The organism is Amycolatopsis sp. NPDC003861 (assembly GCF_053605405.1).
Genome location: NZ_JBSGJD010000011.1, coordinates 54,976 through 75,836 on the forward strand (window position 1 = coordinate 54,976; position 20,861 = coordinate 75,836).

General features: G+C 66.9%; 16 protein-coding genes and 2 pseudogenes. 8 read left to right on the plus strand and 10 right to left on the minus strand.

Annotated features, from left to right (window positions below; genetic code table 11):
• Positions 1–444: 444 nt before the first annotated feature.
• On the plus strand, positions 445–732 hold the full coding sequence (locus ACWEVN_RS05205) for a hypothetical protein (protein ID WP_452050354.1): 288 nt from the start codon (positions 445–447) through the stop codon (positions 730–732).
• A 9-nt stretch (positions 733–741) separates the two neighbouring features.
• Entirely contained in the window at positions 742–1,620 is an 879-nt protein-coding gene (locus ACWEVN_RS05210) for a pentapeptide repeat-containing protein (protein ID WP_452050355.1), read from the plus strand.
• A gap of 14 nt (positions 1,621–1,634) precedes the next feature.
• On the opposite strand, the gene ligD (ACWEVN_RS05215) is transcribed toward ACWEVN_RS05210, so the two are convergent.
• The 3 genes from ligD (ACWEVN_RS05215) to ACWEVN_RS05225 all read right to left on the minus strand — a co-directional run bounded on the left by ligD (ACWEVN_RS05215) (position 1,635) and on the right by ACWEVN_RS05225 (position 2,996).
• A complete protein-coding gene (gene ligD / locus ACWEVN_RS05215) occupies positions 1,635–1,868 on the minus strand; it encodes a non-homologous end-joining DNA ligase LigD (RefSeq protein WP_452050369.1) in 234 nt (77 codons plus the stop codon).
• A 6-nt stretch (positions 1,869–1,874) separates the two neighbouring features.
• Positions 1,875–2,153 (minus strand): hypothetical protein, encoded by a 279-nt coding sequence (locus tag ACWEVN_RS05220; protein ID WP_452050356.1) that lies wholly within the window; start codon positions 2,151–2,153, stop codon positions 1,875–1,877.
• Positions 2,154–2,756: 603 nt separating this feature from the next.
• Positions 2,757–2,996, minus strand: a complete 240-nt coding sequence (locus ACWEVN_RS05225; protein ID WP_452050357.1) for a hypothetical protein — start codon at positions 2,994–2,996, stop codon at positions 2,757–2,759.
• Between the two features lie 240 nt (positions 2,997–3,236).
• On the opposite strand from ACWEVN_RS05225, the gene ACWEVN_RS05230 reads away from it, so the two are divergent.
• The 3 genes from ACWEVN_RS05230 to ACWEVN_RS05240 all read left to right on the plus strand — a co-directional run bounded on the left by ACWEVN_RS05230 (position 3,237) and on the right by ACWEVN_RS05240 (position 8,487).
• A complete protein-coding gene (locus ACWEVN_RS05230) occupies positions 3,237–5,609 on the plus strand; it encodes an McrB family protein (protein WP_452050358.1) in 2,373 nt (790 codons plus the stop codon).
• On the plus strand, positions 5,587–6,837 hold the full coding sequence (locus tag ACWEVN_RS05235; RefSeq protein WP_452050359.1) for an McrC family protein: 1,251 nt from the start codon (positions 5,587–5,589) through the stop codon (positions 6,835–6,837). The genes ACWEVN_RS05230 and ACWEVN_RS05235 overlap by 23 nt, the downstream gene beginning before the upstream one ends.
• 147 nt (positions 6,838–6,984) lie before the next feature.
• Positions 6,985–8,487, plus strand: coding sequence for a recombinase family protein (locus tag ACWEVN_RS05240; RefSeq protein ID WP_452050360.1), 1,503 nt, complete (start codon positions 6,985–6,987; stop codon positions 8,485–8,487).
• Between the two features lie 210 nt (positions 8,488–8,697).
• On the opposite strand, the gene ACWEVN_RS05245 is transcribed toward ACWEVN_RS05240, so the two are convergent.
• Positions 8,698–8,946, minus strand: coding sequence for a hypothetical protein (locus tag ACWEVN_RS05245; RefSeq protein WP_452050361.1), 249 nt, complete (start codon positions 8,944–8,946; stop codon positions 8,698–8,700).
• A 649-nt stretch (positions 8,947–9,595) separates the two neighbouring features.
• Here ACWEVN_RS05245 and ACWEVN_RS05250 point away from each other — a divergent pair.
• The gene (locus ACWEVN_RS05250) at positions 9,596–10,882 is read left to right on the plus strand and encodes a diguanylate cyclase (protein WP_452050362.1); all 1,287 of its coding nucleotides are present in this window, start codon (positions 9,596–9,598) and stop codon (positions 10,880–10,882) included.
• Between the two features lie 326 nt (positions 10,883–11,208).
• Here the strand turns inward: ACWEVN_RS05250 and ligD (ACWEVN_RS05255) are convergent.
• The 3 genes and pseudogenes from ligD (ACWEVN_RS05255) to ACWEVN_RS05265 all read right to left on the minus strand — a co-directional run.
• A pseudogene (gene ligD / locus ACWEVN_RS05255) lies at positions 11,209–12,170 on the minus strand (non-homologous end-joining DNA ligase); the annotation flags it as partial.
• An 818-nt stretch (positions 12,171–12,988) separates the two neighbouring features.
• A complete protein-coding gene (locus tag ACWEVN_RS05260) occupies positions 12,989–13,195 on the minus strand; it encodes a hypothetical protein (RefSeq protein ID WP_452050363.1) in 207 nt (68 codons plus the stop codon).
• Between the two features lie 112 nt (positions 13,196–13,307).
• Positions 13,308–16,403, minus strand: coding sequence for an NACHT domain-containing protein (locus tag ACWEVN_RS05265; RefSeq protein WP_452050364.1), 3,096 nt, complete (start codon positions 16,401–16,403; stop codon positions 13,308–13,310).
• Positions 16,404–16,680: 277 nt separating this feature from the next.
• Here ACWEVN_RS05265 and ACWEVN_RS05270 point away from each other — a divergent pair, with 277 nt between their 5' ends.
• The gene (locus tag ACWEVN_RS05270) at positions 16,681–17,391 is read left to right on the plus strand and encodes a hypothetical protein (RefSeq protein ID WP_452050365.1); all 711 of its coding nucleotides are present in this window, start codon (positions 16,681–16,683) and stop codon (positions 17,389–17,391) included.
• Positions 17,388–18,233 carry a DNA polymerase Y family protein gene (locus ACWEVN_RS05275; protein ID WP_452050366.1) on the plus strand — a complete coding sequence of 282 codons (846 nt, stop codon included), beginning with the start codon at positions 17,388–17,390 and terminating at the stop codon, positions 18,231–18,233. Before ACWEVN_RS05270 ends, ACWEVN_RS05275 begins: the two co-directional genes overlap by 4 nt.
• Positions 18,234–19,162: 929 nt before the next feature.
• Here ACWEVN_RS05275 and ACWEVN_RS05280 read toward each other — a convergent pair.
• The 3 genes and pseudogenes from ACWEVN_RS05280 to ACWEVN_RS05290 form a co-directional block, all read right to left on the minus strand.
• Positions 19,163–19,405: a hypothetical protein gene (locus ACWEVN_RS05280; protein WP_452050367.1), complete on the minus strand. Its 243-nt coding sequence runs from the start codon at positions 19,403–19,405 to the stop codon at positions 19,163–19,165.
• Positions 19,402–20,265, minus strand: a complete 864-nt coding sequence (locus ACWEVN_RS05285; RefSeq protein ID WP_452050368.1) for a hypothetical protein — start codon at positions 20,263–20,265, stop codon at positions 19,402–19,404. Before ACWEVN_RS05285 ends, ACWEVN_RS05280 begins: the two co-directional genes overlap by 4 nt.
• A 392-nt stretch (positions 20,266–20,657) precedes the next feature.
• Positions 20,658–20,861, minus strand: a pseudogene (locus tag ACWEVN_RS05290) (IS982 family transposase); the annotation flags it as partial.

Consider the following 20,861-nt stretch of genomic DNA (forward strand, 5'->3'; position numbering starts at 1 on the left):
TACGGCCTTCGCAGCGCGGTAGTTCGGTACGCCCGCGCCCAGCGTGCTGACGGCGCCAGGGCAGATGGAACCGGACGAGGCCCTCGCCGACCACGTCCGGATACAGCAGACCTGCTGCTGGAGCGCTTCCACGTGCTCACCGCTTTGGTCGAGCCGCGGTCATGGGCCGTTGATCCCCGCCACGTGGCGACTGGACAAGGCGCCTCGGAGCTATCCCTTGACCACAGGTCCGAACATCAGGCGCACCGATCGGGAGCATGCCCACGACTCGCCTAACCAAACACGCAGCATTTCAACCCGTAGCTCCAGAGGTTTCAAGTTGATCACGGCGGTAACACAAGTTCACGCTCTCGCGACCTGCATAAACAACAAGTGGAGACCTCAGAAGCAACCTGGCGAGGAGAGGGCCGGTGACATGCCATGACTACCCCAGGAAAGCCAAGAGTGCGCGGCCGCTCCCTCCAGGACAAGCTTGACGCTGCCGAGGTCGCCGTCAACGAAGCCCTGACAGCAGCCAGGAGAACGCGAAATGCGGCGCTCATCAAGGCGCTGACCGAAGCAAGGCACTCACTTCACTCCGCCAAGATCCACATGAAATCCCCAGCAACAACATCAACTGCGATTACAAGAACGTCAAAAAAGGCCGAGCCAGCAAAGAAGCGGCAACCCAAGATTAAAGTAAAGCCGCGACCTACCGTTTTTGCCGCCCACCCCAACAACGACATAGGTTAGTGGCTAGTCATGGCATCAACACCAGACGCGGAATCTACGACCCAACTCTCTTCGGCGCGAGAGATAATTCGCAGCGCCGCGAAGTGGTTCATCGCTAGCCTCGGCGGCATTGGCGTTGTCCTAATCGCCGGAAGCCAACTATCGAGTATCGGATCTCTTCCAGTAGACTCGACACGCTTCTATTTTGCCGTTGCCGGTGTCATAGCCGGCTTAGCCGCGATCCTTTGGGCGATGTGGCGAGTCGTCGACATCCTCTCCGGGAAACGCTGGACCTTTGACGACATTGTTGCGGAATGGAACAGAGTCGAGACTGCCTCGCAGTCAAAATACAAGAAGTGGAGAAGCCGAGCACGAAACCCTGTGGGCTGGTATCTCCACGAGCATCCATCATCCCTTGGCCAGTATGGTTCCCTCCCCGAGATCAAGGATCTCTACGACGAATCAGAGCCTGACCGTGAGGGCCTCTCGGACCTCGTCAGATTGATGGACGAACTGTCAGACCTCGGCGCCACAGTTGACTTGGATGCACGCTTCCGCAAGCTACGTCAGCAGATCGCACTCGGCGTCCTCGTCGGGGCCGCAGGAATCATACTGTTCGCCTGGGCCGCCAATCCCGCGAAGCCCGACCAGCCAATTCCATCACTCCTTTATGCGGACCTGCGGAACACTAACCTCAACGGAGCATCTTTACGCAACGCGAACTTGACCGGCGCGAACCTCACTGGCGCCAGCCTGAGAGACTCAGATCTGAAGGGCGCGACGATCAAGGATGTGATCTGGTCGAACACGATCTGCCCAGATGGGACCAACAGCAACGCGAGTGTCCGAACTGCCCAAGATGGTAGGCAAACACCACAGACTTGCGAAGGGCACCTGATACCGGGTTAAGCAGCCACGTCAAATCAACCTAGTCGTCCGGCCGAGGTCTCGGCGCACCCGGTGAGTCTGTCAGCGGCGAGCAGACCGCGGAGTTGTTCCAAGACCCGGCAGCTGTCCACGATCGACGCCCCAGGTCCGAGGTCGAGGTCGAACACCAGCCAGTGCGGCGGTTGCCTCGCACCGGCGAAGTCGATCTGCCACTGCGAGATGTGCAGTTCGGGCGCGGCCATGTTCGCCGCCCACGCCGGCGCCGGCAGCTCCTCCTACGGCGCGTAGGTGACGGTGCCGTCGCCGCGACCGGAGCGGGAGCCAGTGCTGGGCCACGCGACGACGGGTAGCCAGTCTGGGAACACCGGGCAGCACGACCGGAGAATACGTTTCGTCCACAGTTGGCGGTCTGCGTGCAGGCGGTCGCGCAACAGAGCTGCTTCAGTCTGCACACCGCGATGGCAGTCGGCCAGCCCGAGGCCGTCACCCACTGCTCGGTAGGCCGGCGAGGCAATGACAACCACGAAATCGGCCGTCTCGACGCGGTCCACCATCCACGTGCACCAATCGCGGCGGACGCCGTCATCCCAACACGACGAGCGGTCTGGATTCCACCTGACTCCCCTTGTCAGTCATGGTCCTGCCGCCGGCAACCAATCCACCGCGGGGTCGTCCGGCGTCCTCTCCCCGCAGCCAGTCGCTCGCGGTTCACGCCGCGTTACGCGAACTCATCACTCGCGTAGGCAAGCTCCTGACACAGACTTCCACGAGCTGCTCGCAAAGATTCCTCAGCGCGACGTTCAGGCTATTTCTGTATGCGGAGCCGGTGGATCAGCACGATCAAAACCCAACCAAGCGCGTTCACCGCGCACCCAATTGTTCACGATCAAGCCGCTGCGCATGAGTTGAGTAGTAGGCCCGCGTGGCGGCTGCTGCGCCCTTGAAGGAAACCGAAGTCGATCTGCCCGGCTACGTTGTAGACCACGATCTCTCCGTCCAGCCCCCGCGGGCCGCCAAACACCATAACTCCACGCTGACCGCCACCCTCAACTCCCCTGGCCATCCCAGCTCCAGGTCGCTGATCAGGGACAAATGGCACGACCCAGCACTCTCACCGGATCGCGGGCTGCGTAGCCGGCAGATCGGACCCAGCGGCATCAGATTAAATTTCGGGAACCCGCCTTGCAGTTCGCCAAGATTTTCACCATCCTCGAGCGCATAGTCGGCCAGGTAAACAGCGGCCTCCCATTTTCTTCGACATCACCGACGATCGTGATCACCGCACCACCGTGGAAATGTCCGACGAGGACGACCGGGACCACGATCTGCCGGACGACCGAGGCGATGTAGGCGGCGTCGCCCGAGAGCGTCCAGAGCGATACCGCCGGCGCGACCATTTAACGCCGTCAGCGAGCAGTTCGGGGATCAACCGGGCGAAGCTGAAGACATCGGCGAATGCGTCGTAAAGGGACTGCTGGGCAACAGGCCCCGCAGGGTCTTGCGCTTGGGAGCCGCGACTTACGTTCCTAAGCTCGGGATGATCCGGACCCTCGCCACATCGTGTACGTCGTTATACAGGAAGCAGGTGTGTGACGTCACCAGTGTCGCAGCCGAGCGTGATCTGATGTCATGCATCCATGACCCGCACACGGTTCCCGTACCCCTCGACCCAACCTGTCTACGCGGCGGCCGCGCTGTGGCGAGACCGCTGTCTCCTCCGTGACCTGGGACTTTTCAACGACAACCAGGTCTCCACACTGGGGAACGTCGAGATCCTGGTGCGGGACTTCGTCCAGCAGCCAGACCTGGGGGAAGGCACTTTTCTCAGCAAGCTACGTGGTCAGCTTGCGGGCGCGCCTCCGAACGCAGTGCAACTGGCAGCTGAGCTGCTGTACGTACACCTGTTGATCGCCCGCAGCAGCACGATCGGCGGGGCGAAGAAGCTCCAGCAGGTGCGGACCGTGCTCGACTTCGTCGGGGAGCGCCGCGGGCTTCCTGATCAGCTGGCTCAGGCTCTGGAATCCGGGTTGATCAATCCAGGCCAGGGCTACAACAACTATCGATGGCGGCAGTATGCATACCTGATCGAAACTGTCGCGGCACTCAAGCGGCTCCCCGAAGCCGACCGGCGTCACACGTTGACCGAGCCACGTGCCTTCGTCGAGCTGCTGGACGGGCTGCAGGACAACGGAGCGGCGATCCAGCGGTTTTCACTTGAGCACCTGCTGTTCCCTGACGTGTTCGCGCCGGTCGTCAGCCGCGACCACCGTCAGCAGATCCTCAAGACATGGCCTGAACTCGCCGCCAAAGGCGATGAGCATCCGTCGTTCCAGATCGCGTCCGTGGCGAACAGCCTGGCGCCGAACGGTGGCTGGGAATCGGACGAGTTCGTCAATTTCTACCGGGCGCCGTACGTGTGGGACTGGAGCAAGCAGAACAGCCGCTGGGATGCGCTGGTCCAATGGGGTGAACGAATCCGGGAGTCCGTCGATCTCGCGGCAGACGAGCGGCAGTACAAGCTCGACGGCGCGGCCGCGCTCAGCGCCGCCCGGAAGTCCGGGCTCGACGCCGACCTGCAGGTCCTGCGCCGGTCGAATCTCGTCGACTGGCGTGTCCTCGACAGCTTCTTCACGTGGCTCGATGAAGCCGAGGACGCCTGGCAGTCGCTCGGTGAACTCTGGACCGATGCGGGGCCGGCCTCGATCGACCGGTTCCTCGCTCGGCTGCCGACCACAGCCGTGTCCGGCAGCGGAGCCCGGCTCAGTCTCGCCTCCGTGCTGCTCGGTGCCGTCGACGTGGTCGCCTACCCGCCGTGGCGGGCCACCCCGGCCGAACTCGCCTACCGGCTGACCGGCCACACCAAGCCTGAGCCGTCCGCGACCGAGGGCGAACGCTACGAGGTCTTTCTGGTCTTCCTCGACCAGGTCATCGACGCCTTCCGCCGGCACGGCAAGCCCCTGGCCGATCGCCTCGACGCGCAGTCCCTGCTGTGGGCACTCATGACCTACGATCCGCCGGCCGAGTGGAGCGAGGCCGAAGCCGACGCCCTCCGAGGATGGCGCCGCGGCAGCGGAGCACTGCCCGCACAGCCGGCAACAGAGATTCCCAAGAACACGACGGCCGCCCGGGCCACGCCCGAGGCCGATGACCGGTCCCTCAGGGACCTGGCCGACGAGCTCTATCTGGATGAGCCGTTCCTCGAGCGCGTGATCCAACTGCTCGACGAGAAGAGGCAGGTGATCTTCCAAGGCTCACCCGGGACCGGCAAGACCTACATCGCCCGCAAGCTGGCGGAATGGATCGCGAAGTCCGCTGACCGGGTGCGACTGGTGCAGTTCCACCCGACCTACTCCTACGAAGACTTCGTCGACGGCTACCGGCCACGGCAGGACGGCAGCGGGTTCGACCTCACCAAAGGACCGCTGCTGCGCATCGCGGAAGAGGCCGCCGCGCACCCGGACAACCAGTACGTGCTCGTCATCGATGAGCTGAACCGAGCGAACGTCGCCCAGGTCTTCGGGGAGCTCTACTTCCTCCTCGAGTACCGCCACGAATCAGTCCAGCTGCTCTACCGGCAGCAGCCGGTTCAGCTGCCGCCGAACCTGTCCCTGATCGCGACGATGAACACTGCCGACCGGTCGATCGCCCTGCTCGACAGCGCCCTGCGCCGGCGCTTCTACTTCGTAGACTTCACCCCGCACACCGACCCGGTCGCCGGCGTGCTCCGCAAGTACCTCAACAAGCGACAGCCGGGCTTCGAGTGGCTCGCCGACGCGGTGGCCAAAGCCAACGAGAAGATCAACGACCCGGACGCTGCGATCGGCCCGAGCCACTTCTTCCGCCCCACCGCCATCGACGACAGCTGGCTCGAACTGGTCTGGGAGCACGCGGTGCTGCCCACCCTGCGCGACCACTTCCACGGACGCGAAGGCATGCTCGCGGAACTGTCCTTGGCCCAGTTGCGGGCGGAGGTGACCGGCAGCCCCGATGAAGACACTCAGCTTCCGTGAATACAAGCAGGTCAAGAACCAACCCCTCACCCAGGCCGAAGTCAGCGCCCTCAGGGAGAGGTTCCTATGCACCGTCACCCGCTCGGACACGGGCGACGGCCTCTATGACGTGCGTGCCGCCGACCGGGTCGGCACCGTCCTGGTCGACGGCACCTCGATCGTCGTGGCACCGAAGCTGCCGGTCTCCCGGGTCTTGTTCCTCATTGCCCACGCCGTCGACCCCGCATGGACCGACGACGCCGTCCTTGACGAGAAGGACACCCTGACCGAAGCCGTCGCCGCCCTCTTCACCCACCTGTGTGACCGCGCTACACGAACCGGCGTCCTGCGCGGCTACCGCGATCGCCACGACCGGCTCCACACCGTCCGTGGCCGCATCGACTTCACACAGCAGCTACGCCGCTCCCCCGGCCGCGACTTGCCGCTCGCGGTGTCCTACCAGTCCCATGACGAGGACATCCTCGAAAACCAGCTCCTGGCCGCAGCCGTCGAGAAGCTGACCGAGGTCCGGACGCACAGCACCAGGACTCAGCGTTCCCTGGTGCGCTTGCGACGCCTCTTCGAAGGCATCACCGCTCCCCCACTGCGTCACAGCCACCTACCTGAGGTGCGATGGACCCGGCTCAACGAGCACTACCGGCCAGCCGTCGAACTCGCCCGGCTCATCCTCACCGATACAAAGGCCGACCTCGGCGCCGGCCACATAGCGGCTCCCGGTCTCGTGGTCACGATGCACGACGTCTTCGAGAAGTTCGTCCGCACCGCCACCCGACGCGCCCTCGGCCTCACCGAACACGAATTCCCCGCCGGCAAGCACGCCCCAGCGCTGCATCTGGACGACCAGCGGAAACTGCACGTCCAGCCCGACCTGAGCATGTGGGTCAACAGCCGGTGCCGGTTTGTCGGCGAACTCAAATACCGCATGGATGCCGGCGCCGGAGACGCCCAGCATCTCTACCAAACCCTCGCCTACGCCACCGCCACCGGACTACCCGACGCAACCCTCATCTACGCCGACGGCCCACCGACCGGCAGCATCCACAACCTGCCCCTCGCCGCCACCAGAATCCACGTACGACACCTCAACCTCACCGCGAGTACCAACGAGATCCTCGGACAGATCAAACGGCTTGCCCAGCACATCAACCACGACGTCACGCATCCCGCGTCGCTCCGGCCTCTGATCCAGCGCTTCCACGTGCCGGCGGCGATCGGCAAACAGAGTTGAACTCAGCGCTGACATTGACAGAAAACGTGGCCGCTCGACCGCTTACCGCCTCGAACGAGGTACCTCCCTGGCCAGCAGATCTCGCATCACCGACCCTGATGACTATGGCGGGCAAAGTCATAGCTGCTCAAGTCCGAAGGCGACGTCGTGGACGCCCCGGCTGATCCCTGGGCTGAGCTCGACGCCCTATGGGGAAGCGCGCCAGCCTCAACTACCGAGACGAACGCGCAATCGTTCGCCTTCTACGGCAGGTGCTCGACCGAGGACCAACAAGACCCAGCCACATCTCGTAGCTGGCAGTTGCGCAACGCGTGCCGGTTTGTGGAGCCGCTCGGCGGCCAGGTCGTCGAGGAGTACTTCGACATCGGCCAGTCCCGCTCGGTCCCCTGGCACCGCCGTCCGGAGGCCGGTCGCCTCCTGGACGAGCTCAGGGCCACGACGCGCCGGTGGACGGCGGTCGTCGTCGGCGAAGGCACCCGGTGCTGGTTCGGCAACCAATTCTCCCTCACTGCACCTCGCTTGGCCGCCTACAACGTCCAGTTGTGGGTTCCTGAACTCGGCGGCTGCTACCAGCCCCGCAACCCCTCCCACACCATGCTGATGAGCCTCCTCGGCGGCATCAGCGAATCCGAACGCCAACACGTCCAAGCCCGCGTCCGCGCCTCCATGGACGCCCAAGTCATCAGCGAAGGCCGCCACGAAGGAGGACGAGCACCTTACGGCTACGTCGTCGTCGACGGCGGACCACACCCCCACCCTCGCAAAGCCGCCGACGGCCTCCAACTCCGCATTCTCCACATCGACGACGAAGCAGCCGACGTCGTGCGCCGCATCTTCGCCGAGTACCTCCGCGGCCTCGGCGACCACGCCATCGCCACAGGACTCAACCACGACCACATCCCCTGCCCCTCCGCCCGCCACCCCGAACAAAACCCGCACCGCCGCGGCGACGGCTGGCTCGGCAGCACCATCCGCTCGATCCTCGAAAACCCCCGATACACCGGCTATGCCGTCTTCGGTCGTTGGACCAAAACAGAAGTCCTCCTCGACCCCGATGACGTATCAGCCGGCCACACCGTCCGCTTCCGGCGAGCACCACCCGACCGCGTCGTCCGCTCCCGCATGCCGGCACACGCACCGATCATCACAGTCCAGCAGTTCACCCAGGTCCAGCTCATCCGACGGGCGAAGACCCTCACTGGACGAAGCAGGGTCGAACGCCACGGGCGCCGCACACGCCACACGTACCTGTTCCAAGGACTCATCCGATGCGCCGCCTGCGACCGGAAGATGGTGTGCTCAACAACAGGCCCGCACCGCTACTACCGCTGCATACAGCGAGGGTCCACCAATCTACCGACGCATCCCTACTCGATCTCGGTTAGGGAAGATCAGGTGTACCGAGCAGTCAAAACATGGCTCGACGACCTCGACGCCGCCGCAGCGCCCAGTAAATCGCCCTTTGGCCGTCTCGTTGAGGCGCTCTCACCCAGCGGCGAGCCAGCAAAAAGCCTTCGCGTCTTGCAGTTTCGAGTTGTTTACGATCATGGCACCGCGACGTTGGCGATGTCCTTGCAACCGCCTGATGCGGGCCCTCGGCTCTCAATCGCATGCGATTGCGATCTGGGCTCTCGCGCTGATGGCAGCTAGTGAAGCGCGGTCAGCCGTGGGTAGCCCGCGGCGCTGGCTCGACCGCAAACCTCGACGAGGTTCACCCCAGCGCGAAGGAACGGCGCCTCCTGGTGCTCCGGCGGGATCGCTGGGCCCCGGTCTGCGCCGCGCGCTGTACGAGACCTATCGCCTACAGCACTGCACGGCGTGCTGGTCAGCGCCGATGACCAGGGCCGCAGTCGCGGCAGATCAAGACAGACCGAGGGCATCCGGCTCGGGCAGGGCGAACAGGGCGTGCTGAGCTGGATCGTCGGGTTCGCCGGCCAGTCGCAGGCACATGCGGCAGCTGACTGCATGGTGGGTGGGGGTGATCTCGCCGCCGGCGCCGAGCCCGGACCAGCCTTGATGGCAGGCGGGCGCGGGCAGGGTGAGGCTGTTGATCCAGGGCACCCAGGCGACCTGGTGGGCGATGTCGGAGCGGCCGATGTGCAGCCGCATCCCGGTGAACAGTCGATGTTGCGCCGCGGCGAAACTGGACCGGGTCGACCCGGGTGACCGGGAGAAGCGGGATCGGCTCGCTCACCCCGCCCATTATGGCCAGCGGAGCGGGCCATGGTCGCGGGTCCGGCCGGCACGCGGTCCTGAACGACGGCCAACACTGAGACCATGCCCCGGCGGTCTGCGCGGCCGCCGTCGCGGCGCTCGTTGGGATCTGCGGTTCCCGGGTCCGGTGGCAAAGCGGGAAGAGTCCTTGCCACCGGGCCCGTTCGCGGCGCAATGTCGCCGCTCACGAGAAGACGTCTCTCGCCGGGTCGGCGTTACTGGCCATCGGCCAGCAGACGCTCCGGGAGCGGATCTGTCTTGCTCCCAGCCGGGCTGGTGCCCTCAGACAGTCTCCGTCGGCGCCGCGACCTCGAGGGAGCGCGGCCGCGGCGCCGACGAACGGGGTGCTCAGCGGTTCCATTCGGTGGGGCGGCCGGGGCGCGGGCGACGGGTCGGCTGGGCTTGGGTGCGGGTGATGATCACGATGTACCTCCTGGTGACGAGGGCACGACGGCCCGGATGTGGTCACCCGGATGACGCACGACCGAGCGTCGCCATCCGGTTACAGTGAACATTCTGTTCCGGGGAGGGAGGGCAGGACGTCGTGGGCCAGGCATCGTCACGCGATCGAGAATCCCCGCTGCGTGCCTTCCTCGCCCTCCCCCGCGGCCTGGTCGCCTACGTCGGTGGCATCGTCGGCCTGACTGTGGTGGTCGTGGCCGCGACCACGGCTGCCACCTCGGTGACCGGCGCCGACTGGGCGTGGCTGGGGTTGCTGCTGGCCTGCGCGATCGCGCACCTGGAACTCACCCAAGGCCTGGAGCGGATCCGGGAGCTGCCCGAAGGCACGCCCTACACCCACCTGCAGTCCACCTGGTACATCGCCGGGCTGCTCCTGCTGCCTCCGCCGCTGCAGGCCATCCTCATCGCCGTCACCTTCACCTACGAGTGGTTCCGCGTCTTCGCCCGCCGCGCCCCGGTCCACCGCAAGGTCTTCTCCGCCTCCACGGTGGTGCTGGGCGTGGCCGGTGCGACACTGGTGCTCTCGGCCTTCTACCCGGCCGCCGCGGCGCCCTACATCGCCGTGCTGGACGGTCCGCGCGGCGTCGCCGCGATCGTGCTAGCCGGAGCGATCTACCGGCTGGTCAACTACGGCCTGGTCGTCATCGCCATCATCATGGACAACCGCGACCAGCCCGCCCACCGGGCACTCGGCCCGGCCAGCGACCAGCTGATCATCGCCGCCGCCATCGGCCTCGGCTACGTCTACGCCCTCGTCGCGACCACCCGGCCCTGGACACTGGTGTTCGTCCTGGTCCTCGTCATCGGCCTGCACCTCGGGCTGCTGCTGCCCCAGTTCCAGCACGCCGCCCGCACCGACCGGCGCACCCAGCTCGCCGACCCCACCTGGTGGCACGAGGTCGCCGAACGCGAACTGGACCGCGCCCGCCGCCTCGGCGACCACGTCGGGCTGCTTCTGCTGGACCTGGACCACTTCAAGCAGATCAACGACCGGTTCGGGCACCTCGCCGGCGACGCCGTGCTGCGCGCCGTGGCCGACGCGCTCCGCGGCTGCGTCCGCGGCCACGGCCGGGATTTGGTTGGCCGCTGGGGCGGCGAAGAGTTCGTCGTCCTGCTGCCCGGACTCGACCCCGCCGCGCTGACCACGGTCGCCGAGCGGATCCGTGCGACCGTCGCCGGGGTCACCGTGGATGGCACCGACCGCCGCACCGGCGACCCGGCGGTGATCACCCTGACTACCTCGATCGGGGCTGCCGTGTTCCCCGACCACGGCGGCAACCTCACCGACCTGCTGCGGGCCGTCGACGACGCCGTCTACCGCGCCAAAGATCGCGGCCGCGACCGGACCGTCACCGCCCAGGCCCAGTGAGAAAGCAACCGGCCACAGCGGAGAGTGCGATTACCGTCTGACGGACGCGATACCGCTACCCCGGGCGGTTGGCTGCGCGCTGAGCAGACTTCGAGGGCCGCGCCCTGCTGGGTCCGGACACCCGCCGTTCGCCCATTTCGGTGATCTCATGTCTGGAGCGTCATTTCGGCCTGGGGCGGTCCTCTTTCCCTGGCGCTGAGGTGATCGGTCCGGCACGCCCCCCCCGACCGTCCCGATCACAGGCAGTTTGGCTCGGCGGCAGAACGCCCCCCGTCTGCCGCCGAGCCCTCCCGTCGCCGCAGATCCGCCGTGCGGGCGAAACCACGTCACCGCGCGGGCAGCGAAGCGCTGGTCTCGTCGAGCCCGGCGAGCAGGTCGCCGAGCCGCTGAACGCGATCGAGGACGTCATCGGCAGTGAAGGTGAGCTGGGCGACGTGGGAGCAGTCCTCGACCTCATCCCACGTCACCGGCGTCGACGCCGTCGGGTGGTCGCGGCCGCGCAATGAGTACGGGGCCACCGTCGTCTTGGCCGGATTGTTCTGGCTCCAGTCGATGAACACCCGGCCGGTGCGCTGGGCCTTCGCCATCACCGCCGTCACCGACTCCGGCGTCTCCCGGGCCAGCCGCTGCGCCAGCCGCTTGGCGTAGGCCGACGGGGCCGCCGGGTCGTCGGTTCCGATGCCGCAGTACAGCTGCATTCCCTTGGCACCCGACGTCTTCGCGTACGAGGTGAGCCCGTCGGCGACGAGGACGTCGCGGAGTCGTTCGGCCACCCGGCAGCAGTCCACGATCGTGGTTCCCGGCCCGGGGTCGAGGTCGAACACCAGCCGGTCCGGTGGGCGCGGCCCGCCGGCTGGGTCGATCTTCCACTGTGGGACGTGCAGCTCGAGAGCGGCCATGTTCGCCGCCCACACCAACGCCGGCAGCTCCTTCAGCAGCGCGTAGGTGATGGTGCCTTCGCCTCGGCCGGAGCGGGAGCCGGTGCTCGGCAGCGCGACGGTGGGCAGCCAGTCCGGGGCGCCGTTGGGAACGTTTTTCTCGAAGAACTGCTGCTTGTCCTCGCCGACGCCGTCGGGGAACCGGATGAAGGTGACGGACCGACCGACCAGGTGTGGCAGCAGGACCGGGCCGATTGGTGAGTAGTAGTTGATCACTTCGCCCTTGGTGAATCCGGCCTGCGAGTAGAGGACTTGGTGAGGTCGGAGATGGTCAGCCGCCGGTTTTCGACCTGGACTGTCACCTTGTCCCCCAACGGCATCGGATCCGGGTCTGCCGCTGCGGGGGCTCCCGGCTGCCGCGACCAGCCGACGGCACATGTGTTCAGGGCACCACCCCAACTCAGCTGCAGAAAGTCGTCGACGCATGCGACGAGCCGACGTCTCGGGACGTGGCCTGGCATCCCCCAAACGGGTGTTCATGTTCTGCGACCTTGTCAGGCAGCGTCAGTTGCAGATCTCACCGACGTGCGTGGAGACGAGTTCTTCCCGACTGCTGGAGAGCCGGAGGACGCCACCAGGGGATACAGTGCGTCGGGCTCGTGTAAGGGACTAGCGCACTGATCGACCGCCGCGCCGTCCTGCGCACGGAAGAGCTCACGCGCTGTTCCGGGTAGCGACCGACGACGGCCCTGCCCTGCTCGACGCGCTGCACCGGCCTTGCCTGGTCATCGACATCGACGTGTGCCGTGCCGGGTCTTGGGGCTCGTATGGGCGAACGCCCGAGTACCTGGACCGCATTCTTCGTCGTAACCGGTGGCGGGTCCTGTTCGCTGCCGCCAGCTTCACCGAGGACGGCCGCCGTGTCGGCGTCCCACCGGCCGCAGCGGCTGTTCAGCGGATCGGTGGCCAACCGGCGCGGTGGCTGGTCGTGGACTGACTCCAGCGACGTCGCCCGCGCCCAAGCCGCCGGAGGCTTTTGGCGATCAGCTGCTCGGCGAGACCTGGACCGCAGTGGCCGATCCGGTCCGGTTGCCGGCCAGTAGTCGCGACCGCGAGGAGTTCGAGTATGTCAATGACACCACCAACCTCACCGTCGAACCGGTCCCCTGGCTCGCACAGCCTTCGCCTAGGCATCGAGCGAAGGACGCAGTACCGCTGCCGAGTCTGATCAGCGATCGCTCCACGGATACGCGGCACTGAACTGGTCGAATGCAGCATTCAGCTCCGTATCGCAGGCAACATGATCCACGACGATCGAGGACGCGGCGACTACGCTGGCAGCGTCGAGAACTCCGGCGACTGCGTGCACGATTGCCGCGTACCGTGCTGGCGGCACGTCAAGCGGCAACCGCACCCGAAACTCACGTGATTGCACCCAACCAATAGTGCCTGTCCCGTGTCCGTGACACCAAGCCCCAAGCGGGTAGGCGGCGCGGTGTCCTTCGGCTGTCCACCTCCACATGCAGACCTGTCACACCGTTGGCCGGTCAGATCCGCCTGAGCTTGCAGCCCGGGCCCAGAGAGCCCTCGCCGGACAACTTCGTATTCTTGCCGACCACCACCGTGAGATCCGTCTGTCCGGCCAGCGGCGCGAGGTCGACATACTCCGGTTGCTCGAGCCAAAGCTGCCGGAGGCAGCGCAGCCCAGACACCGCACTCAGGTCCATCGGCGGCGTGGCGTCGACGCGGAGTTCTCTCAGGCCGGTCAGTTGCGCCAGCGGCGCCCAGTCCCCGATCGGGCAGCCCTCCACCTGCAGACTGGTCAACGTTCCCGACCACCGGGTGATCTGGGAGATGTCGCGCAGGTCGTCACAGCTCTCGAAGGACAAGCTTTCAGGGACATCCAAAAACGATAACGGCGAAAGGTCATGCAGGCCGTCCACGTCATACAGTCCAAGCCGTCGTAGCCGTCCACGCAGCGGGGCCAGCTCCGCTAGCTGGGCTGGGTCGACGACATCACCGAGTTCCAGTCCCTGCAGCTCAGGGAGGTCGACCAGCTGCGCCCAGCCGTGCGTCTCGACTTCCGCGGTCACCAGGCGCAGGCCCGGAACTCTGACGAGCGGCGCGAGGTCGACCGACTCCGCGTCATTCGGCAAGGGGGACTTGTACAGGGCGACGTGTCTCAGCGGGGTGTCGTTCAATGACGGCAGGTCAAACCCTGCCGGATCCGCCACTTTCAGAACACGCAGCTGGGGCAGATGCCGGACGAACGCAAGCGACCCATAGCGATCTACGAAGTTGCAGTGGAGCGCGCGAAGAAAGCGGAGGTGCTCCAAGCCGGCGAGCTCCGTGGGGTCGGACACGACCAGCGACCCGTCGTTGAGCGGGCTGTCGGCGAGCACGCGCGCTGCGAACTCCGCGGGGTCGAACCTTTCTCGCGCTTTCACGAGTTCTTCCACCACCATGGGGTTGGCCTGCCCGCCGTAGCCCGTCAAGAGCTCCAGCGCAGCGGGACCGCCGATCAGACCGGCCGCGCGTACGGTTGCCGCCGCGGCCTCAGGGTCCTCTGGGACTGGGCCGGCGAGGAGGTCAAGCACGAATTCGCCCGCCGCAGCCAGGGATCCGGCCATCCTGAACGTACGCGGCGGGACGAACGGCCTTGTGCGGAACTGGACCAGCTCGCGCAGATCAGGCGGCAGCTCCGGGGAGGTCTCCAAGCATGCAAGTGCGACCAGGGAGCGTTTGAGCCTGTCGGGATCAGTCTGCGGGGCTGGATCCAAGAGTCCGCGGATCAGCTTCACCCGTTGCTTCGGGTGGGCGTGCCCCGCTGCCATGACCACTACGTCGCGCCAGTCGTCTCGATGCGCATTCTCTATCAGCGCGCCAATGTCATCCTCTTCGACGGCTGCTTTCGCCGCGAGGTAGTCGCCGAACGTTCGGTGTACGAAGTCGATTCGGCCGGGCACCGGTTCGCGGAGTACACCGCTGCGGACGAGCAGATACCTGAAGACTTGAGATGATCCCGCATTCCTTTGTTCTATTGAGGGAAGCTTTGCCGCGAGCCTCGCCTCGGCGTCTTCCGCCGGGGCGTCCGTGTAGCCGTTGCGGACCATCCAGTACGCGAGATGGCCCAGCAGTACCCGCTTCTCGGTCAGGGAAAGCATGGTGTCGATCTCAATTCGCCGTTCAACATCGCGACTGTCCAGCAACATGCGTAGTGCGACGTCGTACAACTCCATACGGTTGTCCGGTAGGAGCCCATTGCCTGAGTGATGCAGGGCGCAGAGCAACGCGCACAGCAACGGGGTCTCGGCCAGGCGCCGCAACGCGGACCGCGTGCCGATGGCCGCGATCAGATCGTCACGACGGTCAACAACGGCGTCGTTGTTCGGCATCGCGGCGTGCCAGCGTGCGACGAACGTCCGGACATCGCGGGGGGTCATCGGCTGCAGCGACACCTCGGTGAATGCCTCGGCGGCCAGCCAGTCGGGCTCGACCGCCGCCGGCCGGGTCGTGACGACGTACCGGGCTAGCGGGAACGCGGTGATCAGCTCGCTCAGCCAAGCCCGGACCTCCGACCGGCGTTCGGGAGGCAGTTCGTCGATCCCGTCCACCAGGACAACAGCCTTACCGCTACGCAGACGCTGCTGTACCCAGCCGGACGGCATCTCATCGGCGATGTGCCGGCCGACCTCGTCGAGAAAGCGTTCCGGTGTGGGCAGTTCCGAGCGGGCGAACCGCCGCAACCGCAGCAGGAACGGCTCCAGATCTGCCCAGCCGTCGACATTCTGCAGTTGCCGGCTCGCGCATTGCACGGCCAGCCACTGCAGCACGGTTGTCTTGCCGGAACCGGCTTCACCGCGCAGGAAAATGCGGGACGTGTGCGGCAGGACGTGTTCGATGCGGTCGACGGGCATGCCGTCATGGTCTGCGCTGACGCTCAAGCTGAGGTACGCGACCGACAACCGGTACATGCGGGTGGGGCCGGTGAGATCCGCGCCGAATAGCTCCATCCGGTCCAGCGCCGCCACGACTTGCCTGCGGAAATCCGCGGCGAAGTCGTCCGGGCGACGACGCTCCGGCATGGCCTCCAGCACGTTCCGGACCGTCTCGAGGATCTCCGTCTCCCGCCGCAGGACCTGAACCAGGGCGCCTGGCTGGAACTTGGGCAGCGTGGTGGTCACCTGGACGAGATACGCGCAGCACTCCCGTACGACCCGGTGGTACAGCTCGGTAGCGTCGGTCGAGAGCAGGAACTCTCGTGGGACACCGGGCACCATACGGCGCAGGTAGCGGTAGAGAAAGCCTGCGTCCAGGTCGGTGGCGAACAGGTCGTCGTCGGTCAGCGCGGCGCGGTCAAACGTCGCGCGCGCCGCGTCCACTGCCGCCGCGCGTTCGTTGTCCGGCAGTCCGCGGAACTCGACGTCGAGAAAGGGCAGGAGCCGGTCGGCAACGCGGTCCTCGAGGTTGGTGAACAACAGCTTCAGTTTGCGGCGGTCGTTGAGGCCGGCGACCTGCTTCTCCAGCAGGTCGAACACCTTGGCCGAGGTGTCGGCGGCGATCGTGCGGTCGCCGAGCCAAATCTTCGCGGCGGCCTTCATCACCGCGGTGGTCAGCACGATGGCCGAGGCTTCGAGGCTCACCGCACCAAACCTAGCCGAGCCCAGTGGCGGGCGGAGCCAGCCGCGCCCGCTTACGGATCTGATCGCCGGCGGACCATCTCGCAACCGACTTCCACCGGCCTGGATCAGGTCCTCATGTTTCACCCCACGATGCTGTGAACGATGCGACCGTGCCAGCTTGACAGCGCAGCGACGACCTCTCATCATTCGAACATAGGTTCTAATCGAGGTTCTGGGTTCGCCTGCGGCTCCCCACGCGGGTGTCTCCGGTACGTGTTCGTGGTGCTGGAGGTGCAGCGTGGCGCAAGCCGAGGCGGTGACTGGGCTCACCGCGATTCCCGGCGTCCGCAGTGCCGCCCAGCTGACTGCCCCCAGCCCGGCAACTCCCGAAGCGCCCGGCCGGACGATCCCGGTCTCCCCCGCGCTGGCTGGTCTGCTGCCGGCAGGTGGGCTGCGCCGCGGGACCACCATCGCGGTCACCAGGTCGGCGGCGCTGGTCCTCGCTCTGCTCGCCGAGGCGACTCAAGCCGGATCGTGGGCTGCCGTCACCGGCATGCCTGACCTCGGTGTTGCTGCTGCCGCGGAACTCGGCGTCAAGCTCGACCAGCTCGCCTTGATCCCCGACCCGGGCGCTGAACTCGCCGCCGTCCTCTCGGCCTTGATCGACGGCTTCGACCTGGTCGTGCTCGGCCCCGTCGCACCCCACGGCGTGCAGCCGCAGCTAGCGCGCCGGCTGGCTGGACGGGTCCGCAACCGCGGCGCGGTCCTGCTCAGCACCAGCCCGTGGCCCGGCGCCGACCTCGAACTGTCCGTGTCCCATCGTCGGTGGCACGGCATCACCGCCGACGAATCCGGCTACCTGCATTCCCGCGAGCTTGTGGCGACCAGCCGCGGGCGCGGCGCCGCGGCGCGCCCACGGACCGCCGCGCTGCTGCTACCCGGGCCGAGCGGCACTGTCGCCAGTGGCGAGCCGCGCCCCGGTCAGCGGCTGACCGAGGTGGCCGGATGAGCGGCGACGCGGTCCGGTTGCTGGTGCTGTGGTGCCCGGACTGGCCGGTCGTCGCTGCCGGCGCCGCCGCGGGGACGCCGCCTCTGGCTCCGGCCGCGGTGTTCTCCACCAACCGCGTTGTCACCTGCTCCGCGGCCGCGCGCCGCAGCGGGATCGGGCGCGGTTTGCGCCGCCGGGATGCCCAGTCCCGGTGCCCGGAGCTGGTGGTGCACCAGCACGACCCGGACCGAGACGCGAGACTGTTCGAACCCGTCGCCGCCGCCGTCGAGCGGCATGCGGTCGGGATCGAGGTCGTCCGGCCCGGAATCGTCGCCGTCCCGGTCGCTGGTGCAGCCGGGTACTTCGGCGGCCAAGAAGCCCTCGCCGAGCTGCTGGTCACCGAGGTCGAAGCCCACGCCGGCGTCGAGTGCCAGGTCGGTATCGCCGACGGGCTCTTCGCCGCGACCCTCGCCGCCCGCCGTGCGATCTTCGTCCCGCCTGGAGGGGCAGCCGGCTTCCTGACTCCCTTGCCGGTCGCCGACCTGGACCAGCCGGGCGAGGAGCGGGGCGAGCTGGTCGGGCTGCTGCAGCGGCTGGGCCTGCGCACGCTCGCGCCTTCGCCGCCCTCACCGAACGCGAGATCGCTGGCAGGTTTCCGCGGGACGCGATCACCGCGCACCGGCTCGCCCGAGGCCTCGCACAGCGGCCGCCGGTGTTCCGCGCGTTCCCACCGGACCTGGCGGTCACCGAGACCTTCGAGCATCCGCTGGAGCGGGTCGACGAGGCCGCGTTCGTCGCGAAGACCCTCGGTGAGCGGTTCTTCGCCGGACTCGCCCAGCACGGGATCGCCTGCACCCGGCTGACGATCACCGCGCTCACCGAGGCCGGTGAGGAGCGGGTGCGGGTGTGGCGATGCGCCGAGCCGCTGACCGCCCGCGCCACTGCTGACCGGGTCCAGTGGCAGTGCGAGGGTTGGCTCACCGTCCGCGACGGCGACCGCCCCAGCGCCGGCATCGTGCGGCTGACCCTCGCCCCTGAGGAGGTCGTGGGCGGGAACGCGCTGCAGCTGCAGGTCGGGTCGATGGGGCAGGACGCCGACGCTGCCGAGCGCGCCGGCCGGGCGCTCGTCCGGATCCAGGGCCTGCTCGGGCCAGAGGCGGTGTGCACCCCGCTGCTGGACGGCGGCCGCGGACCGGCCGAGCGCGTCCGGCTCGTCCCGTGGGGCGAACCCCGAGGCAACACGCTCGAGGACCGGCCGTGGCCAGGACGCCTGCCCGCCCCGTCACCGGCGCTCGTGCCGTACTGCCCGGCATCGGTGACCGTGCTCGACGCAGCAGGCGACGTTGCCCGCTGTAACGAGCGGGGCGAACTCACCCACTCGCCGGCCACGATCGCGATCGGCGATGGGCCTCCGCGCCGGGTCCTCGCGTCGGCCGGGCCATGGCCGGTTCGAGCCGTTTCACCTAGCCGGAGCACGACGCCGATCATGCCGGTCCAGGTGGTGGAAGGAACCGACGACGACGTCGCGTTACTGCTCAGGGCCGACGTCGCCTCGAATCCGCGATGGACAGTAGAAGGCGACTACCAGTAGCAATCCCCACCCCGAATGCCGTTCACCTCAGTCCGCCCCACGTCGCGTCGCCGCGAAGGTCACATCCGAAGCTGCGGCAGCATTGAAGTTGGTGCTGACTTCAGCCTGTTGGCGCGAGGCCGCGGCGTGACCGTATCCCGAAGCGAGACGATCCTTGGTTGAGCCACGAATTTCGCCCGTGGCAGGGAACCGAGGGGGCGGTCACACCAGCTTCGCGACCAAGACAACGGCGACGATTGCGAAGGTCAGCACGGCCACCGCCAGCGCGGCCCGGATCCACGGGGTCCACGAGTCGCCAGCGATCGTGGGTTGAAAGAACTGCAGCACGGCCACCACGATCGCGGCCAACGCGGTGCCCGTGAAGGCGCCGGCCGTGGTCTGATTCGTCGGTTCCGGGGGTTGAGGCTGGTCGTCACGCGAGGCGTCGCCCGTTGTGCCGGTCACTGGGCACCTCCGGCCTTCGACACGTTCTCGGCCTTCTTCTTCACCGCTTTGCGCGTCTTGCGCTGCAGGCGTTGGCGGTCCCGGGTACCGAATGGCGAGCTGAGTGCCCGGTGGTGAACGGTGCGCCGTCCGGCAGGGTGGCGGTGGTCGAGAACCTTCACAGGGCGTTGAATGAGTACTCCCGCCTGGTCGAGCTCGCGGTAGCCGCGCTCCGCGGTGCGCTCGCTGATCCCGTACCACTTGGCCATCCGCTCCAGGGCGACGCTGAAGGTGGGGGTGGTCGGGGTCTGAGTGTCGTGGAGGAGGACCAGGAACATCGCTTTGCCGGGCAAGGTGAGCTTCTCGCTCAGGCCGCTAGTCCAGTATTCGTGGGGGACGACAAAGAAGCCGGGCCCGTCCTCCTCGGAGTCTTCGCCGGCGCGAACCCAGGGGGTTCCATCGCCGGTCTCGTTGAGCGGTCTGATGAGGGTTCGGCGTCCATCCTGCTCCCGGGCCAGCAAGTTCATTTCCTCGAGGACCGAGAAAGTCTTGCTGGTGGCGTTCGGGGTGCACCGGTTCCCGACGGACAGGATCCGTGCCCAGGTCTTGACGTTTAGGGGGTCTTCGCGGGTCACTGGGTAGAGGGCGTGCATCAGCAGGAACGCATCCAGTCCTCGTTGCTGCCGGTTGTGGACGATGGCCCCCAGGACCGATCCTCGGGGTTCATCGTGCTCCCCTCGACGCTTCTGGACGAACTCCTTGCGGAGGGGGACGTAGCCGCGCCGGGCCTGCTGTAGGAGGGCGGTTCGCGTCTCGGCCGGAGTGGGTTCCGGCGCATCTTCAATGCCCTCGAATGGGTCGAGGAACGATGTCGTGGACATGCGGCAACAATAGGCCTGACGACCAGCACCACCAACCGTCCGCGTTCCTCATTGGTGGTCTGCCAGGTGCCAGTATGGAACGTCAGTGGTATGTCACTTTGGCAGACCTGATGGCACACCATGGTACGCTGGCCATGGTGCTGGTCCTGAGGCATCGCAGATCGGAGGGTTCGGCACCTCTGAGCGGTGGTCGGCCGAGGTTTTCGCAGCTTTTTGGGGCGCTCGGCGAGCACTGCCACCGTTCGCAGCTGGATGATTACTTTCTGTGGGACTCGTGGGTGAAGACTGGCGGGCGGCGGGTCCGTTTGCGCCGCACCCCGGGCGCTCGCCAGACCCCGACATCCTGGGTCTGTCTCAGCGCATGACGTCCTAGACGAGTAAGTCCTAAGTGATCAGTGGTCGTAGGCGATCAGTGATCGGGTGACAGGTTGGCCGGTGGCGCGGTTGTGCCAGATGGCGGCGGTCAGGGCGAGTACGCGTTGGGCTATGCGGGCGGTCACGCCGTCGATGGTGCGGCCGCCGTGCAGTTCGAGGTCGAGCTGGCCTTTGAGGGTGTCGTTGACCGATTCGATCAGCTGACGGACGGGTTTGAGCAG

Excerpts from the sequence above, each read along its gene's own strand:
- ACWEVN_RS05210 (WP_452050355.1), top strand. The coding sequence starts at position 742 with ATGGCATCAACACCAGACGCGGAATCTACGACCCAACTCTCTTCGGCG.
- ACWEVN_RS05220 (WP_452050356.1), bottom strand. The coding sequence starts at position 2,153 with ATGGTGGACCGCGTCGAGACGGCCGATTTCGTGGTTGTCATTGCCTCG.
- ACWEVN_RS05225 (WP_452050357.1), bottom strand. The coding sequence starts at position 2,996 with ATGGTCGCGCCGGCGGTATCGCTCTGGACGCTCTCGGGCGACGCCGCC.
- ACWEVN_RS05230 (WP_452050358.1), top strand. The coding sequence starts at position 3,237 with ATGACCCGCACACGGTTCCCGTACCCCTCGACCCAACCTGTCTACGCG.
- ACWEVN_RS05235 (WP_452050359.1), top strand. The coding sequence starts at position 5,587 with ATGAAGACACTCAGCTTCCGTGAATACAAGCAGGTCAAGAACCAACCC.
- ACWEVN_RS05245 (WP_452050361.1), bottom strand. The coding sequence starts at position 8,946 with ATGCGGCTGCACATCGGCCGCTCCGACATCGCCCACCAGGTCGCCTGG.
- ACWEVN_RS05275 (WP_452050366.1), top strand. The coding sequence starts at position 17,388 with ATGAGCGGCGACGCGGTCCGGTTGCTGGTGCTGTGGTGCCCGGACTGG.
- ACWEVN_RS05285 (WP_452050368.1), bottom strand. The coding sequence starts at position 20,265 with ATGTCCACGACATCGTTCCTCGACCCATTCGAGGGCATTGAAGATGCG.